Source organism: Flavobacterium davisii (genome assembly GCF_019565505.1).
Classification (GTDB): Bacteria; Bacteroidota; Bacteroidia; order Flavobacteriales; family Flavobacteriaceae; genus Flavobacterium; species Flavobacterium davisii.
The window spans coordinates 2,104,406-2,120,254 of sequence record NZ_CP067378.1 but is presented as its reverse complement, the minus strand read 5'-3'; the positions used below and the strand labels follow the sequence as shown (position 1 = coordinate 2,120,254).

Annotated in this window: 15 protein-coding genes and 3 pseudogenes; 4 read left to right on the top strand and 14 right to left on the bottom strand. The window is 30.8% G+C overall.

Going from position 1 to position 15,849, the window contains the following annotated elements:
• Nucleotides 1-109: 109 nt before the first annotated feature.
• From JJC05_RS10210 to JJC05_RS10200, 3 genes are all read right to left on the bottom strand, one after another.
• Nucleotides 110-1,144, bottom strand: a complete 1,035-nt coding sequence (locus JJC05_RS10210) for an aldo/keto reductase (protein WP_088390779.1) — start codon at nucleotides 1,142-1,144, stop codon at nucleotides 110-112.
• 86 nt (nucleotides 1,145-1,230) lie between these two features.
• Entirely contained in the window at nucleotides 1,231-2,199 is a 969-nt protein-coding gene (locus tag JJC05_RS10205) for an OmpA family protein (RefSeq protein ID WP_105195672.1), read from the bottom strand.
• Between the two features lie 22 nt (nucleotides 2,200-2,221).
• Nucleotides 2,222-2,980 (bottom strand): exodeoxyribonuclease III, encoded by a 759-nt coding sequence (locus JJC05_RS10200; RefSeq protein WP_088390783.1) that lies wholly within the window; start codon nucleotides 2,978-2,980, stop codon nucleotides 2,222-2,224.
• A 255-nt stretch (nucleotides 2,981-3,235) separates the two neighbouring features.
• Between JJC05_RS10200 and JJC05_RS10195 the strand changes: the two genes are divergently transcribed.
• From JJC05_RS10195 to JJC05_RS10185, 3 genes are all read left to right on the top strand, one after another.
• Nucleotides 3,236-5,047 (top strand): GNAT family N-acyltransferase, encoded by a 1,812-nt coding sequence (locus JJC05_RS10195; protein ID WP_088390785.1) that lies wholly within the window; start codon nucleotides 3,236-3,238, stop codon nucleotides 5,045-5,047.
• A 91-nt stretch (nucleotides 5,048-5,138) separates the two neighbouring features.
• Nucleotides 5,139-5,561, top strand: a complete 423-nt coding sequence (locus JJC05_RS10190; RefSeq protein ID WP_105195671.1) for a hypothetical protein — start codon at nucleotides 5,139-5,141, stop codon at nucleotides 5,559-5,561.
• Nucleotides 5,562-5,626: 65 nt separating this feature from the next.
• Nucleotides 5,627-6,193 carry a septal ring lytic transglycosylase RlpA family protein gene (locus JJC05_RS10185; RefSeq protein ID WP_235877344.1) on the top strand — a complete coding sequence of 189 codons (567 nt, stop codon included), beginning with the start codon at nucleotides 5,627-5,629 and terminating at the stop codon, nucleotides 6,191-6,193.
• Here JJC05_RS10185 and JJC05_RS10180 read toward each other — a convergent pair.
• Nucleotides 6,120-6,598, bottom strand: a pseudogene (locus JJC05_RS10180) (CYTH domain-containing protein). The gene JJC05_RS10185 and the pseudogene JJC05_RS10180 sit on opposite strands and share 74 nt — an antisense overlap.
• 83 nt (nucleotides 6,599-6,681) lie before the next feature.
• Here JJC05_RS10180 and dinB point away from each other — a divergent pair.
• Entirely contained in the window at nucleotides 6,682-7,758 is a 1,077-nt protein-coding gene (gene dinB / locus JJC05_RS10175; RefSeq protein ID WP_127823275.1) for a DNA polymerase IV, read from the top strand.
• Nucleotides 7,759-7,770: 12 nt separating this feature from the next.
• Here the strand turns inward: dinB and JJC05_RS17280 are convergent, their stop codons facing one another.
• The 10 genes and pseudogenes from JJC05_RS17280 to JJC05_RS10130 all read right to left on the bottom strand — a co-directional run bounded on the left by JJC05_RS17280 (nucleotide 7,771) and on the right by JJC05_RS10130 (nucleotide 15,800).
• Nucleotides 7,771-8,214, bottom strand: coding sequence for a pyruvate kinase alpha/beta domain-containing protein (locus tag JJC05_RS17280; RefSeq protein WP_258929698.1), 444 nt, complete (start codon nucleotides 8,212-8,214; stop codon nucleotides 7,771-7,773).
• A 69-nt stretch (nucleotides 8,215-8,283) separates the two neighbouring features.
• Nucleotides 8,284-9,140, bottom strand: a pseudogene (pyk, locus tag JJC05_RS17275) (pyruvate kinase); the annotation flags it as partial.
• Nucleotides 9,141-9,205: 65 nt separating this feature from the next.
• Nucleotides 9,206-9,691: an IPExxxVDY family protein gene (locus tag JJC05_RS10165; RefSeq protein WP_235877343.1), complete on the bottom strand. Its 486-nt coding sequence runs from the start codon at nucleotides 9,689-9,691 to the stop codon at nucleotides 9,206-9,208.
• Between the two features lie 706 nt (nucleotides 9,692-10,397).
• Nucleotides 10,398-11,668: pseudogene (gene bioA / locus JJC05_RS10160) on the bottom strand (adenosylmethionine--8-amino-7-oxononanoate transaminase).
• A 45-nt stretch (nucleotides 11,669-11,713) separates the two neighbouring features.
• Nucleotides 11,714-12,331: a dethiobiotin synthase gene (gene bioD / locus JJC05_RS10155; protein ID WP_235877342.1), complete on the bottom strand. Its 618-nt coding sequence runs from the start codon at nucleotides 12,329-12,331 to the stop codon at nucleotides 11,714-11,716.
• Between the two features lie 671 nt (nucleotides 12,332-13,002).
• Complete coding sequence (locus tag JJC05_RS10150; protein ID WP_105195665.1) at nucleotides 13,003-13,893, bottom strand: DUF3078 domain-containing protein; 891 nt, start codon at nucleotides 13,891-13,893, stop codon at nucleotides 13,003-13,005.
• An 11-nt stretch (nucleotides 13,894-13,904) separates the two neighbouring features.
• A complete protein-coding gene (locus JJC05_RS10145) occupies nucleotides 13,905-14,411 on the bottom strand; it encodes a DUF2480 family protein (RefSeq protein WP_105195664.1) in 507 nt (168 codons plus the stop codon).
• A 70-nt stretch (nucleotides 14,412-14,481) separates the two neighbouring features.
• The gene (locus JJC05_RS10140; RefSeq protein WP_014166706.1) at nucleotides 14,482-14,805 is read right to left on the bottom strand and encodes an SUF system Fe-S cluster assembly protein; all 324 of its coding nucleotides are present in this window, start codon (nucleotides 14,803-14,805) and stop codon (nucleotides 14,482-14,484) included.
• A 149-nt stretch (nucleotides 14,806-14,954) separates the two neighbouring features.
• Nucleotides 14,955-15,374 carry a SufE family protein gene (locus tag JJC05_RS10135; RefSeq protein WP_235877341.1) on the bottom strand — a complete coding sequence of 140 codons (420 nt, stop codon included), beginning with the start codon at nucleotides 15,372-15,374 and terminating at the stop codon, nucleotides 14,955-14,957.
• 21 nt (nucleotides 15,375-15,395) lie between these two features.
• The gene (locus JJC05_RS10130) at nucleotides 15,396-15,800 is read right to left on the bottom strand and encodes a hypothetical protein (protein ID WP_235877340.1); all 405 of its coding nucleotides are present in this window, start codon (nucleotides 15,798-15,800) and stop codon (nucleotides 15,396-15,398) included.
• Nucleotides 15,801-15,849: the final 49 nt, after the last annotated feature.

The window sequence follows — 15,849 nt, the reverse complement described above, 5'->3', positions numbered from 1 at the left end:
ATCTTAAAACTTATAAAAAATAAGGATTGATAATTCCTTTTATTTTTTTAGATATTGTTTCATTTAATGCTTGAACAGTCTTAATTATGGTATATAAAACATTCCTATTCTATGGTGCTGGATTAGGATGTAGCTCTTGTATTTTATTAACCTCTGCTATTACCTCATCAGTAAGTCTAACCTCAAAAGCATTAATATTTTCTTCTAACTGGTCTAATGAGGTTGCCCCTATTATGGTAGAAGTTACAAAGGATTGATGATACACAAAGGCTATAGATAACTCGGTTAAAGTAAGCCCAAGACTATGGGCTAATTCTTGATATTTGGCTGTTACCTTATAACAATTTTCATTGGTATAACGAGTAAAATTTGGAAATTTCCCCATACGTGAATCCTTAGGCGTTCCGTTTAAATATTTCCCTGTAAGAAATCCAAATGCTAAAGGAGAATAAGCTAGTAAAGCTAACTTTTCACGCATACAAATTTCTGAAAGTCCCACTTCAAAAAGTCTATTTAATAAAGAATAGGGGTTTTGTATACTGGCTATTCTAGGCAAATTATGCTTTTCCGCTTCTATCAGATAACGCATAACTCCCCAAGGATTTTCGTTAGAAACTCCAATATTTCTAATTTTTCCTTCCTTAATCAAACCATCAAAAACCGTTAATATTTCAAAAATAGAATCTTCCCATTGGCTATCCATTTCGGTCATACCTCTTTTACCAAACATATTCATAACCCTTTCAGGCCAGTGCATTTGATAAAGGTCTATATAATCTGTTTGTAGATTTTTTAAACTTAAATCAACTGCTTGGTGTAAACTTTTTTTTGAAAAATCTAATGGTTGACGAATATAATCTAAGCCTCTATTGGGCCCCGCAATTTTGGTTGCTAAAATAACTTGATCTCGCTTTCCTTTTTTTTTAAACCAACTTCCAATATAGCGTTCTGTATTTCCAAATAGTTTCGCATTTCCTCCTATTGGATACATTTCGGCTGTATCAAAAAAATTAATTCCTCTTTCAAAGGCATAATCCATTTGAGCATGTGCCTCTGATTCTGAGTTTTGATTTCCAAAAGTCATTGTTCCTAAGCAAATATCACTTACTTCTAACCCAGTGTAAGGCAATTGGATATATTTCATTTATAAACTTTTAATTTATTTCACCTAAAAGGCATTTCAAATTTAAAGAACTCACTTTCTATTTAAAGTCTTTACTCCGTGTTTCTTTATAATTCATTTAATGCTTTTGTTAATTCATCTAATTTAGGGGTTAAAATAATTTCAATACGACGATTTTTAGCTTTCCCCTCTGTCGATTCATTTGATACTAATGGGCTATATTCACTACGTCCAGCGGCTGTTAAGTTTTCTTTTTTAATCTTTGGATTAGACGATAATAAATTTACAATAGCTGTAGCTCGTTTAGTAGATAAATCCCAGTTATTTTCAACTCCTCCTCCTAACGTTCCGTTTATCTTATCGTTATCTGTATGTCCTTCTATTAAAATTGAAATATCAGGATTATCAGCTAAAACTTTTGAAACTAAATCAACTGCTTTTTTACCTTCTGTTCCTACTGTCCAACTTCCTGATTCGAATAATAATTTGTTTTCCATCGAAACGTATACTTTACCGTCTTTCTGATGGATTAAGAGACCTTTCCCTTCAAAAGCTTTTAATGATTTTGCTAAAGTTTCTCTTAATTTTTTCATAGAGGCTTCTTTAGCAGCCACTAAATTTTCTAGTTCTGTTACACGATCTGAACGATCTTTAAACTCTTTACTTAATTTATCTAAACGTGCTTTTTCAGCAGCCAAGGCTTTTTCCTTTGCTTCTAATTGTGCTAACAACTCCCGATTTTTATCCATATTAGCCTTTAATGCCTCGTCACTATTCTTTTCTAAAGCATTATATGAATTTTGTAAAGTAGCTAAGTTGTTAGAAGTAGCTGTATAATCTGCTGCTAATTTATCGCGTTCCGCTTTTATTTTTTCTAGCTCTGCTTTTACTTTTGTTAAATTTAAATCTGCTTGGCTTTTACCTGATTTAAGCAATTCATTTTCATCTGCTAAAGCATTACGTTCTTTTTTAAGTTCAGCAAACTTATTTTCTAAATCAGTGTATATCTTTTTTGAAACACAAGAGGAAGTACTTAGTGCTAACAATAGTAATCCTATAGAAGTTTTTTTTATCATAATTCAAAAGATTTGGGGTTTATTAAAATTCTACACACACAGGACAATGATCAGAATGTTTCGCTTCTGGCAAAATATAAGCGCGTTTCATTCTATCTTGTAATTTTTCATTTACCAAACAATAATCAATCCTCCAGCCTTTATTATTGGCACGTGCATTAGCACGATAACTCCACCAACTATAATGATGCGGATTTGTATTAAAAAAACGGAAACTATCTATAAATCCTGATTTTATAAATTTATCCAGCCATGCTCTTTCTTCTGGTAAAAATCCAGAAACTTTTGCATTTCGTATAGGATCATGTATATCAATAGCTTCATGGCAAATATTATAATCACCACAAATTACAAGATGAGGCACCTCTTTTTTAAGTTCATCTATATAACTATAAAAGTCATCCATATACATAAACTTATGTTCTAATCTATCTATATTCGTACCAGAAGGTAAGTATAAGCTCATAATAGAACAATCCTCAAAATCTAATCTTAAGTTCCGTCCTTCCTTATCCATGTGTTCAATACCTGTTCCGTACACAACCTTTTTAGGTTCTATTTTGGAAAGAATAGCAACTCCGCTGTATCCTTTTTTTTCTGCGGGAAAATAATATTGATAAGGATAACCCGCTAATTCAATATCCTTTACTGGAATTTGATCTTGTGTTGCTTTTATCTCTTGTAAGCAAATTACATCTGGATTTGCTGCTTGCAACCACTCTAAAAAACCTTTTGTAATGGCAGCGCGAATACCATTTACGTTGTATGATATAATTTTCATTAAAAAGAATTAACAAATTAAAACTAAATCACTCATTATGAATACTATTAATGCATTATTCATAGCATAATTGATTTTTCCAAAAGTATAGAATATTTTAGGAGTCTCGACTATTTTTTTTTAAACAATTAACAAACATTTGAATATCAAACAAATCTGAACGGATTTAATAAAAAAATAAATGATTCATTGTTAAACCATTACATATTATACGACTTTTGCTATATTTGCAACTTGCATTAATCGTAAATATAAATGGGTTTAGTAACTGCCAAAGAAGTAGCAAAAGCAATTAAAACGGATAATTATGGCCCTGTAGGGACTTTTTCGGGTTGGTTGTTAATGAAAGCGCTTCAGATATCAACATTAAATAAAATTTATGATAGGAATAAACATCTATCGGATGTAGAATTCTTGAATGCAATTTTGGACGAATTCCAGATTAAGTTTGAGATTCCCGAAGAAGATCTAAAGAGATTACCTAAGGAAGGTCCTTATATAACTATTTCCAACCATCCACTAGGAGGCATAGATGGTATATTACTTTTAAAATTAATGCTTGAACGTGAGCCTAATTTTAAAATTATTGCCAATTTCTTACTACACCGTATAGAACCTTTAAAACCTTACATTATGCCTGTCAATCCTTTTGAAAATCATAAGGATGCTAAATCGAGTGTAATTGGTTTAAAAGAAACTTTTCGTCATTTAAGTGACGGCAAACCATTAGGTATGTTTCCTGCTGGTGAAGTTTCGACCTATAAAGACGGAAAACTTATAGTAGATAAAGAATGGGAAGAAGGGGCTATTAAAGTTATCAGAAAAGCACAAGTTCCTGTTGTGCCTATTTATTTTCACGCTAAAAATAGTAAATTATTTTACTTTTTATCTAAACTAAGTAGCACCTTACGAACAGCCAAACTTCCTTCTGAATTATTAACTCAAAAAGATCGTGTCATAAAAGTTCGAATAGGAAAACCTATTTCAGTAACCGAACAGAATGAATATACGACTTTAGAGGACTATACGGATTTTTTACGCAAAAAAACGTATATGCTTGCTAATGCTTTTGCCGAAGAAAAAAAGCTTTTTGAAGCACCTATTTTAAAACCTACTTCAAAACCTGCAAAAGCAATTGTAACAGGAGCCAATCAAGAAAAAATGATTGAAGAAGTAGCTAAACTTCGAAAAAAAGAGGCTCGATTACTTCAAAGTAAAAATTATGAAGTATTTCTAACAGAAGCCGATGAAATACCTAATATCCTACACGAAATAGGACGTTTAAGAGAAATCACTTTTAGAGCCGTTGGCGAAGGGACTAACGAATCTATTGATTTGGACGAATTTGACAACTATTACCATCACATGTTCTTATGGGATGATGATACGAAACAAATTGCAGGTGCCTACCGCATGGGATTAGGATCTAGAATTTTTGCCAAATATGGAATAAACGGTTTTTATTTACAAAACTTATTCCGTTTTGAACCCGAACTTTACGATATGATGAGCAAGTCAATCGAAATGGGACGTGCCTTTATATGCAATGAATACCAACAGAAACCAATGCCTTTATTTTTATTGTGGAAAGGAATTGTACATACTACTTTAAGACATCCTGAACACAAGTTTTTAATAGGTGGAGTAAGTATTAGTAATCAGTTTTCAGAATTTTCAAAATCATTGATGATTGAATTCATGAAATCTAATTTTTACGATCCTTATATTGCACAATATATTCATCCTAAAAAAGAATACAAGGTAAAATTAAAAGACGCTGATAAAGATTTTGTATTTAACGAAGCAGAATCTGACTTGAATAAATTTGACAAAATCATAGACGAAGTAGAACCAGGTAATCTACGCTTGCCTGTTCTAATCAAGAAATATATCAAACAAAATGCTCGAGTAGTTGCTTTTAATGTAGATCCTCTCTTTAACAATGCTATTGACGGACTGATGTATATTCGGATTGCTGATTTACCAGAAAGCACTGTAAAACCTGTAATGGAAGAATTTCAAGCAGAACTGGAAAGAAAAATGAATGAAGAACTACAGTCTAAATGATAACTGTAGTCTTTTTCAAACAAGACATATACCTCAATTTTTCTATTCATCTATTTTTTTAACTATATTTGTGTAAACCAAAACCTTTAAAATGTACGAATTCATACAAAAATTTCATTCAGGATGGGCCTATGTAGCCTTAACATTATTAGTTTTTGCTATTATTAATAGTTTTTTAGGCAATTCTTCTAGTAAAGAATTTACTGCTAAAGATAGAAAAATTGCTCTATTTGGCTTAGTCGGCACACATATTCAATTTTTAGTAGGGATTATTTTATACTTTGTTTCCCCACTTGGCTTATCAGGCTTTAATATGAAAGAAGCCGCTTTAAGACTTACTTCTATGGAGCATCCTTTAATAAATCTAATTGCCATAGCTTGTATAACAATTGGATGGTCAAAACATAAAAAAATGGAAACAAGTCATGATAAATTCAAAAAAATAGCTATTTTTTATAGCATTGGATTTATCTTAATATTATCTCGTATTCCATGGTCATCATGGTTATCATAAGAAACTTATAAGCCCTTTTAATGGGCTTATTTTTTTATATAGTATAATACTTAATGAATAAAATTATGATTAATCGTATCTTAATGGGCATATCTACACTACTTGCCCTTCTTATGACATCAAAATTTTCATTTAGAAAATTTGATTCTGCTCGTTTTGAGCCGATTAAAATTGTTCAGGATACGATTAAAAAAGATTCTTTGCCTCTTTTAGATAGTTTATCCACAGAAGAAGGTCTTTATAATTATAAGCTTTACAAAAGCAAAGGACATGCCTCTTATTATGCCAATCGCTTTAACGGGAGAAAAACAGCTAGTGGTGAACGTTTTTACAATCATAAACTAACTGCTGCACACCGTAAACTTCCATTTGGAACAAGGGTTCGAGTAACCAATTTAAAAAACGGTCGTAAAATAATTGTAAAAATAAATGACCGTGGACCCCATATCCGCGGTCGGGAAATAGACTTATCTCATAAAGCTTTTCATCAATTAGCTAAAGGAAAAGGAGCAGGAGAAATGCCTGTAAAGATTGAAATAGTATTAAAAAAGAAAAAAATTAAACTTTTTCTTGCCAATCTTTATAAGGATGTCTACTCAAATAGGCATTATAAAAACGGGAATCCGAAGTAACTTCCAATCCTAACCAAGAAGGTTTTTCAAAAACTTCACTTTCTGTTTGTAATTCTATTTCTGCCAAAACAAGTCCTTCATTTAAACCTAAAAAAACATCTACTTCAAAAGGTGTTTTTCAAAAAAAACTTCATAGCGTACTTTATCAATCACACCTTTTTCACAAAGAGGCAAAAGTAGTTCTGCTTCTTTTAAAGAAATTTCTTTTTCCCATTCCAATCTAGAAGTTCCGGATATATTACTAGCTCCTTTTACCGTAATATATCCTTTATCTCCCTTTATTCGTACTCGAACTGTTCTTTCTGGAACTGAACTCAAATACCCTTGAACAATTCTATTTTGAGACTGACACTTTTCTAAAAACTGATTATTTGTAACTAAAAATTTACGTTCTATTTCAATCATATAATTTTGTAAATAAGCCCACGAAGATACTCTAAGTTTTTAAAATCTATTAACTTTTACTTAAACATTAGTAATTTTGCAATATGGAAAGCCTTATTCGTAAAATAATTCATATAGACATGGATGCCTTTTATGCGTCTGTTGAACAAATGGATCATCCTGAACTGATAGGTCTTCCAATAGCTGTGGGAGGTAGCGAAATTAGAGGAGTGGTATCTGCTGCTAGTTATGAAGCTAGAAAATTTGGTGTACGAAGTGCCATGACGGGTATGCAAGCTAAACGATTATGCCCTAACTTAATCTTCATAAAACCTCGATTTGAAAGATATCGAGAAATTTCTTTAAAGATTCGAAAGATATTTTTTGAATATACTGATTTAGTAGAGCCTTTATCTTTAGATGAGGCTTATTTGGATGTCACTCAGAATAAAAAAAACAATCCTAGTGCAACTCTTATAGCTTCCGAAATTAGGTATCGTATATTTAATGAAGTAGGATTAACTGCTTCTGCTGGTATTTCGGTTAATAAATTTGTAGCTAAGATAGCTTCTGACTACAACAAACCTAATGGTCAAAAAACCATTCATCCTGATGAAGTAACCATTTTTTTAGAAAGTTTAGACATTAAAAAATTTTATGGTATTGGAAAGGTAACTGCCGAAAAAATGTACCAATTAGGAATTTACACAGGCCAAGATTTAAAATCTAAAACATTAGAATATTTAGAAACATATTTTGGTAAAAGTGGCAAACATTATTATTATCTCGTTAGAGGTATTTCTAATAGTCCTGTTAAACCCAATAGAGCTTCTAAATCTGTTGCAGCAGAGCACACTTTTTATACTAATTTAACTTCCGAAATTTTTATGGAAGAAAAACTAGAACGTATTGCTAATGAATTAGCTAAGAGGCTTCAAAAACATAAATTATCTGGCAAAACAATAACTCTTAAAATAAAATATTCTGATTTCACACAACAAACAAGAAGTAAAACACTTCCTTATTTTGTTTCCGATCAAAACTTACTCTTAGATACAGCTAAAGAACTTCTTTATCAAGATCGCATGAAGGATTCTGTCCGTTTACTCGGTATATCCGTTTCTAATTTAAATACAGAAATAAAAAAAACCGTAGTAATTCAACTACGGTTTGATTTCTAATAAGATCTTTTTTTATTCTATTTCAGAAATTCTTAAGGTATTTACCATTCCTTTTGCTACAACAGGCATTGCCGCTAAATTGACAAGGATATCTCCTTGACTTACAAATCCTTTTTGTACCGCTATTTCATTAATGTCATCTATTGTATCATCTGTACTAACAAATTTATCATACATAAAGGCATGAACACCCCATAACAAATTTAACTGAGTTAAAATACGAGGATTAGATGTAAAAACTAAAACATGTGCATTAGGTCTCCAAGCAGAAACTTGAAAAGCTGTATAACCACTATTTGTTAATGTTGTAATCGCTTTAGCTCCTATATCGCCCGCTAAAATAGCTGCGTGATAACAAATATGTTTTGTTATAAAACGATTTGTTTTTACTTGTGGTTGTTTTTGAGGCACATGAATTAACGGCGAATCTTCAACTGCCTCAATAATTTGCGTCATTTTTTCAATTACTTGTACAGGATAATTACCTACTGATGTTTCTCCTGATAACATAACGGCATCTGCTCCATCCATTACTGAATTGGCAACATCATTTACCTCTGCACGAGTAGGAGTAAGACTTGTAATCATCGTTTCCATCATTTGAGTTGCTACAATTACAGGTATACGAGCTAATTTGGCACGATTAATTAATTTTTTTGAATTAATGGCACTTCATGTGCTGGCATTTCTACTCCTAAATCGCCACGTGCTACCATAAAACCATCACATTGGGCTACTAATTTATCTAAATTTTCAATAGCTTCTGGTTTTTCTATCTTAGCTATGACAGGAATTTTATGATCAGAATTTTCTTCAATCAATTCTTTTAGATCTTTAAGATCCTCTGGTGTTCGTACAAAGGATAACGCAATCCAGTCTACTTTATTTTCAATTGCAAATAAGGCATCTCGGATGTCTTTTTCGGTAAGAGCGGGTAATGATACTTTTGTATTGGGTAAATTAACTCCTTTTTTAGATTTTAATGGCCCTCCTTGGATTACTTTACAAACAACTCGACTCGTTTCAATATTACTTGATACTGCTTCAAAAATTAGTTTTCCATCATCTAATAAAATACGTTCTCCTCGGATTTACATCTTGGGGAAATGCCTTATAGGTCATGTATATATTATCAGGAGTTCCGGTACATCTTCTACTGTTTGAAAAGTAACTAAATCGCCTTCATTTACAACCACATCCTCTTTCATTACTCCTACACGCAATTTAGGCCCTTGTAAATCCGCTAGTATGGCCGTTGTATAACCATATTCTTCATTTAATTCTCGAATAATACGTATACGTTCTGCAACATCCGTATAGTCTGCATGGGAAAAATTGATACGAAATACATCAGCACCAGCATCCATCATTTTTTTAATCATTTCTTTAGAACTACAGGCTGGACCTAGAGTTGCTACTATCTTTGTTTTTTTGTGTGTACGCATTCTTAAAATATCAAATTATTTTTAGATTTAATTTCATTTGGATTTACTTCATAAACAGCAGAAATCAAATCAATTTTATTCAACTTATAAATTATTTCTTTTATTTCTATTTGTTCATCATGTTCTATTTTTAATACAAAATCAACTTTTTTTAAATCTGTTACCAAATTTACCCGGGTTATAATGCTATTTTCTTGAAATAATGAATTTCCTATAACAGAAGATGGTAGTTCTATTTCTTGTTTATTTTGTATTAGATCCCAAATCATCATTGCCTCATCATCTTCATAAGTAAATCTAGAAAAAGTAGCCAATTGTTTATTGATTTCGACAGGAATCTCGTTTTCATTTTTGGAAAGTAAAATTCCTAAATTTTGATTGATCTTATAAGCCAATCTATAATCTTCTAAACTAGTATGAATAGCAAGTAGGTCATAATCTACTTGATCAAAATCCCCAAGATGAATTTGATGTTTAAGTTTGGTCATACTATTCAACATTAAAACAAAGGTAAATCTTTTTTAAAAAAGCATTCCTATTTATTTTTAAAAAAATCGTACAAAAACAATACTGAATAGAATCTATTTTGTTTTTTTATTAAAAGAACTCAATAAGATTGAAGTAGTTTAAACTTTTCAATTGGCTGCAAGATGGTCTTTCTGCTCGATATTTCACCTATTATTTACTCTGTACCGAACTGTGCTGTACAAAAGCTAGATGTGGAACAGCAATTCCTGTTTTTTGCTTCAATCAAAAAAATTCAAACCACTTCATTGTAAATAAGACTATTTTCAAAACGCATTTTACGCTCCGCTATCAAATATTAAGTATTATAAATTACAACATAACAAAAACGTCTAAAAGCAATCATTTCATGCCTAGTTTATTTCTAACGGACAACAGAAACCCCGAAAACTTTGCTCGAACAACTAAAATAAGCTATATTATAAAAGTATGTGATTTACTTTGCTTATTCACTTCGTTTGAGCCTCCATTTGTTTGAAACAACAAGATTGCGATCTTTTTGTCCCTATAATAAAGTATTATCTATTTTAAACAGTCCTAAATGATAGAGTAAAACAACCTTTAACTTTATAGAACATACTAAATTTACGTTATTTTTTGTTAACTAGATTAGCTTACGATCTCTTTTAAGATAAGTTTGTGTTTTTTAACGTTTTTTTTGCAGTAGAATTATATAATTTCTAGTGCTTCTTCAATCGTATCATATATCTTTTTTAACTGCTGATTTGTTATGATATAAGGCGGTAATATATACACTATATTCCCTACAGGTCGGAGTATAACTCCTTTATCTATAAAAAAGTTATATAGTGTATTACGAATAGATCCATAATAGGTAACTTCTTGATCTGTTACAATTTCTAAAGCAAAAATTACCCCCATTACTCGGGTAGTTTTAACTTTTGGATGTGAATTAATTTTTTTTTGAAATATTAAATGATTTTGATAAATTCTATCAATATTTGTTTGTGTTTCACTCCTTTGTAGTAATTCAATACTCGCTATAGCTGCGGCACAACCTGTTGGATTGGCTGTAAATGTATGCCCATGAAAAAGGCATGATTAACGGATTCATTTTTGAATCCATTAAAAATGGTTTCTGTAAAAGACGTGATAGCCATTGGAATTGTTCCTCCTGTTAATGCTTTGGATAAGCACATCATATCAGGATTTTCTTTTAAATAATTACAGGCAAAAAGTTTACCTGTTTTACCAAATCCTGTCATAACTTCATCCGCTATAGTAAAAACTGAGTTGTGCTGGCAAATTGTAATTAATTCATCTAAAATAACAGGATCATACATTATCATTCCTGCTGCGCCTAACACCAGCGGTTCAAAAATAAATGCTGCTACTTGATTGTCTACTAATGCTTGTTGAAGGGCTTTTTTTGTTTCTTCTTCTTTTCCCTTTATAGGAACAGGAATTCGAATAACTCTGATTAATGAATCTTGAAAAGCTTCTGTAAACAAACCTATTCCACTTACTGCCATAGCACCAAAGGTGTCGCCATGAAAAGCCTCTTCAAAAGCTATAATGGTATCTTTTTTAATTCCTTTATTAAAAAAATATTGAAATGAAGCTTTTATAGCTACCTCAACGGCTGTTGATCCATTATCTGAATAAAAAAACTTTTTTTGATTAGATGGTAATATTTTTACTAATTTTTCTGCTAATTGTACAGCTTTGTCGTGTGTGAAACCACCAAATAAGACATGCTCTAAAGTGGTTAATTGATCATAAATGGCTTTTGCTATAAATTCATTTGAATGTCCAAAAGGATTTACCCACCAAGAAGCAATAGCGTCTATATATTCTTTATTTTTTTCATCCCATAGCAAGGCGTCTTTTCCTTTTACTATGGCGGGTAATATCCCTATGGTTTGATGTTGTGTATAAGGATGCCAATTATACAGTTGATCTTTTTCGGATAGAGTCATAAAATAGTTTTGTTTAACGAGGTAAAACGTGATATGTTGGAAGACTTAAATTTTCAACAAATTTTCTCTAAATTTATCTGCATAGTACGAAATTACATTTTCATCAAAATAAGGTTCATTATCTATGCGCCCGATCATTTGTATTCCTGTTTTATCTAGTATAATTGTTTCTGTTGAAGGATTTTGATCACCTGAAAAGATAATTCCTGCAACTTTTATATTTCTATTTTTAAGTAACTCTAAAGTCATTAAAGTATGATTAATACTTCCTAAATAATGTCTAGAAACGACCACTACTTTATAATCTGGTTGAATCAAATCTATAACACAATCCGTTTCATTTAATGGTACTAAAACCCCACCTGCCCCTTCAATTACTAAATGATTGTTTGTGGTAGGTTCTATAATTTTTTTTAAATCTATGGTAATATTATCAATTGTTGCTGCAAGATGTGGACTTGCTGGCGTATTTAACGCGTAAGCATTGGGGTGAATTTCTAGATTGGTATTTGCTACTCTTGCCTTTATTTTATGGCTGTCGGAATTATCTAAATCACCTGCTTGAATGGGTTTCCAGTAATCCGCTTTTAAAGCTTGTGTAATAATAGCTGATGCAACTGTTTTTCCTACATCTGTTCCTATTCCTGTGACAAAAATTTTCATTTTATAAGAATCTAATTTCTTACAAAAATAGAAAAAACGCCTCTTTTTATTGCCCTTTATTTTTATTCTTTGACAATTTGATTTTTGAAAACATATTTTAAATATTTAACCCCCAATTTCGCATTAGACTCAAGGTATAATTAACGGAGTAAATCTATTCCTCTTTATTTTTCTTCTAATTCAAGCACGTACTCAAATTTTAATCATCAAAATGGTTTTTTAATTCTTCTTCTTTTTTTTGAGGAGCACTTAAATTTATTGAAAATTTTGTTTCACAACGAAGTCTAATACGGAATCTGGGTTAAATGAAATATGTTTTTGATCTGAACTGAAGTGAATAGGCAAATTACATAGCCTTTATAATTAAGACTTCTACTGTCCTCGAAAAACTGGAAAGCTAGGTTATTTTTAGATGTCGCCTATAATTCAATTGATAAGTACGTATTATGAAAATATATGGCGATTAAAAAAACTGTCCAGAAAGACGACTCGTTTTTTACTTCATTTCTATTTTTACTCCATTAAATTAAAGATTCAGGAAGTAAAAGGGTCTAATAACAGATTATATTAATTATCTTATGTTTTTAGGTTATTGAAGAAGTAAACTTAACGTTAGTTGGTTACTTTTTGGACAGTTTTAAAAAACGAATATTTTATACTAAAAAGCTTTATTAAAATCCATAGTTAAAGCCTAAACCAAACACTTGTCTAATTTGAAAAGCTCCTACTGCATTGTCATCATAAATCGCTTGAAAGGCTAGGTTTGTAGATATATATTTATTAATCTTCATTGCTAAATTTGCTTGGTAATCAATATCTATATTTCTTGGTTTATCTAAGTAATTAGAATATAAGTTTAAAATATTTTCCCAAGTAACATTTTCCATTAATTTAAACTTATAATATCCTTGTAAACCAGCACCAAATTCAAAACGAGTTGTTTTTCCTTGTTCAACACCGAAAGAACTACCATTTTCAGTAAAATGAGAATGTACTACTACTAAACGAGCCGTTGCCGGAGCTATATTAAATTTAAAATTTTCATGTTTTTTCCACATCATACCAGGTCCCATTTGTAAATAAGCTGGAGAGAAAAAATGAGATATTCTACTTCCGTTGGTATCAAAACCGGAATCCATTTGTGTTTTAAAATCTAAGAAAGCAGAATAAAACCAATAGCCTTCTGCTCTTTTTCCTAATACAGAATTATAGAGTAATCGGTCATCTGACTTTCGAATATTAGCCTCTTTTATTTTAGTTAATCCGTAAGCAACTATAACTTTATTATCCCAGATTAGATCTTTTGATTTATAATTAAAATCGTAATTAATGTTTATATTACCTGCAATACTAGAGGTACCTCCCGCAAGCCATTTGTCATTAAATGCTGATTGGTTAAATAAGAAATTGAAATTACCTCCTTTTTTCCAGCCTACGTTAGTTGTGTCTTGCGCTTTTTTTTCAGTTTCAGAAGTTCTTTTTATTAATTCGCCCTCTGTTGTTTGTGCATTGAAGAAAGTTTGACAAAGTAAAAATGTCAAACATAAAAGTGATTTTTTCATAATGTGAATTTTTATTTAGTTCTCTTAAAAATTGGAACCGCAGAGCAAGCTTCACCAAACATTATACTTTTTGCAACTTTTTGCAATTGTGTAATTGCCATGATGTATGCTTCTTTGGGAACAGGTTTTTTTGAACAACCTTTCAAAATTACTGGTTTATCAATATATTTACTGAAATCAATTCGTAGAATTTCTTCTATATATAAGTTTACATCAATTTCTTCTTTATTTCCTAAAATAGTTTTTTTGGCGTATTTAGCTAAATATGAAGCTACTAATATAGGAGCCCAAGTAGGCAAAATAGCATCTGAACTACAATAAATGGCACAATAATGATCTTGATATTCTGACCAATTATGATTTTTTAAAGCTTCTCTAAAATCTTTTTCTCTTAACAAAAAGCCTTCTGTTAACCATTGACTGATATCAATGGCTGTTCTTATTCCTGTTGGATAATAATCCTCAAGATCAAATATTTCTAAGGAACTATTTGCTACTTTGTTTAATATTTCTTCCATATTTAGGTTAAAATATTCGTTTTCAATCTTAATAAAACGGTTTATTTTGAACTGAAAATGAAATTCTTAATTAAAGCATTCCTAATTCTAATTTTGCTTCTTCACTCATTAAATCTTTGCTCCAAGGTGGATCAAACGTTATTTCTACTTCGCATGATTTAACGGCTTCTAATTTTTCAATTTTTTCTTTTACTTCATTAGGAAGTGTTTCTGCTACGGGGCAGTTTGGAGATGTTAGTGTCATTAGAATTTTTACATCCATGTCCTCATTTACAAAAACATCATAGATTAAACCTAATTCATAAATATCTACTGGAATTTCAGGATCATAAATTCGTTTTAAAACTTTTACTACTTCTTCTCCTAAATTAATGTTGTCGTTGAATTCTTCCATATTTTTTTGAACCTTGTAAGGTATTTAAGTTTTTGTGATTAACATTTTTTTGATAATCTAGGTTTACCTTTTTTATAATTTTATAAATACTCTTTTTTCTAAACTAAATCTTTTTGATATTTATTAAAGATTTATGTGTTTTTAAAAAACTATTTTTTACTCAAAAATGCTAAGGCGTACATTTTTATTTGTTTAATCATAGATACTAATCCATTAGCTCTTGTAGGAGATAAATGTTCCTTTAGTCCTATTTCATCTATAAAATCTGTTTTGGCATCTAAAATAGCTTGTGCGGATTGATTAGAAAATGTTCTAATTAATATCCCAATAATTCCTTTTGTTAGAATAGCGTCACTATCAGCTGTAAAAACAATATTTCCTTCTTTTTCTTCAGCATATACCCAAACTTTAGATTGACAGCCTTTTATGACGTTTTCCTCTGTTTTGTACTGCTCTTCAATTAGAGGTAATGATTTTCCTAATTCGATTATATATTCGTAGCGTTGCATCCAATCATCAAACATTGAAAACTCATCTACAATTTCATTTTGAATTTCTTCTATAGTCATTCTTAATAGAATTTATTTCTGTTAATTATTGTTCTTTTTATAAGAAAGTAATTTGGATACAAATTTTTCAATTTCTACAGGTGGATATCCGTGATCAAACCCTGTTGATTGGTATTCTTGACCATTTTTTGTTATCTTCATATCTGCATGTGCTGCTCCATCATGGTGGCGTAATTCTGTAGGTGCTTTTAATTTTTCTAATGTTGCTAAATCAATTTGTTTTAGTAACGTTTGTAATTCGTCTATTTGGTTAGATGTTAATTTTATTGGTTTAAAACTATCTGTATCACGATTTTCGGTATAAGCCAAAGCGTTTTGAGTTAGTTTAATTCTTAAATAATAGCCCCTTGTATTGGCTGTATATTCAACGAGTGTTCCGTTATCTTGTTTCTCTTTTATTAGGTCTTCAGCTGATTTTGATTCCATCTCTTTCTGTTTTTCATTTTTTACAAGAGTTGATTCTGTTTGGGCTAAG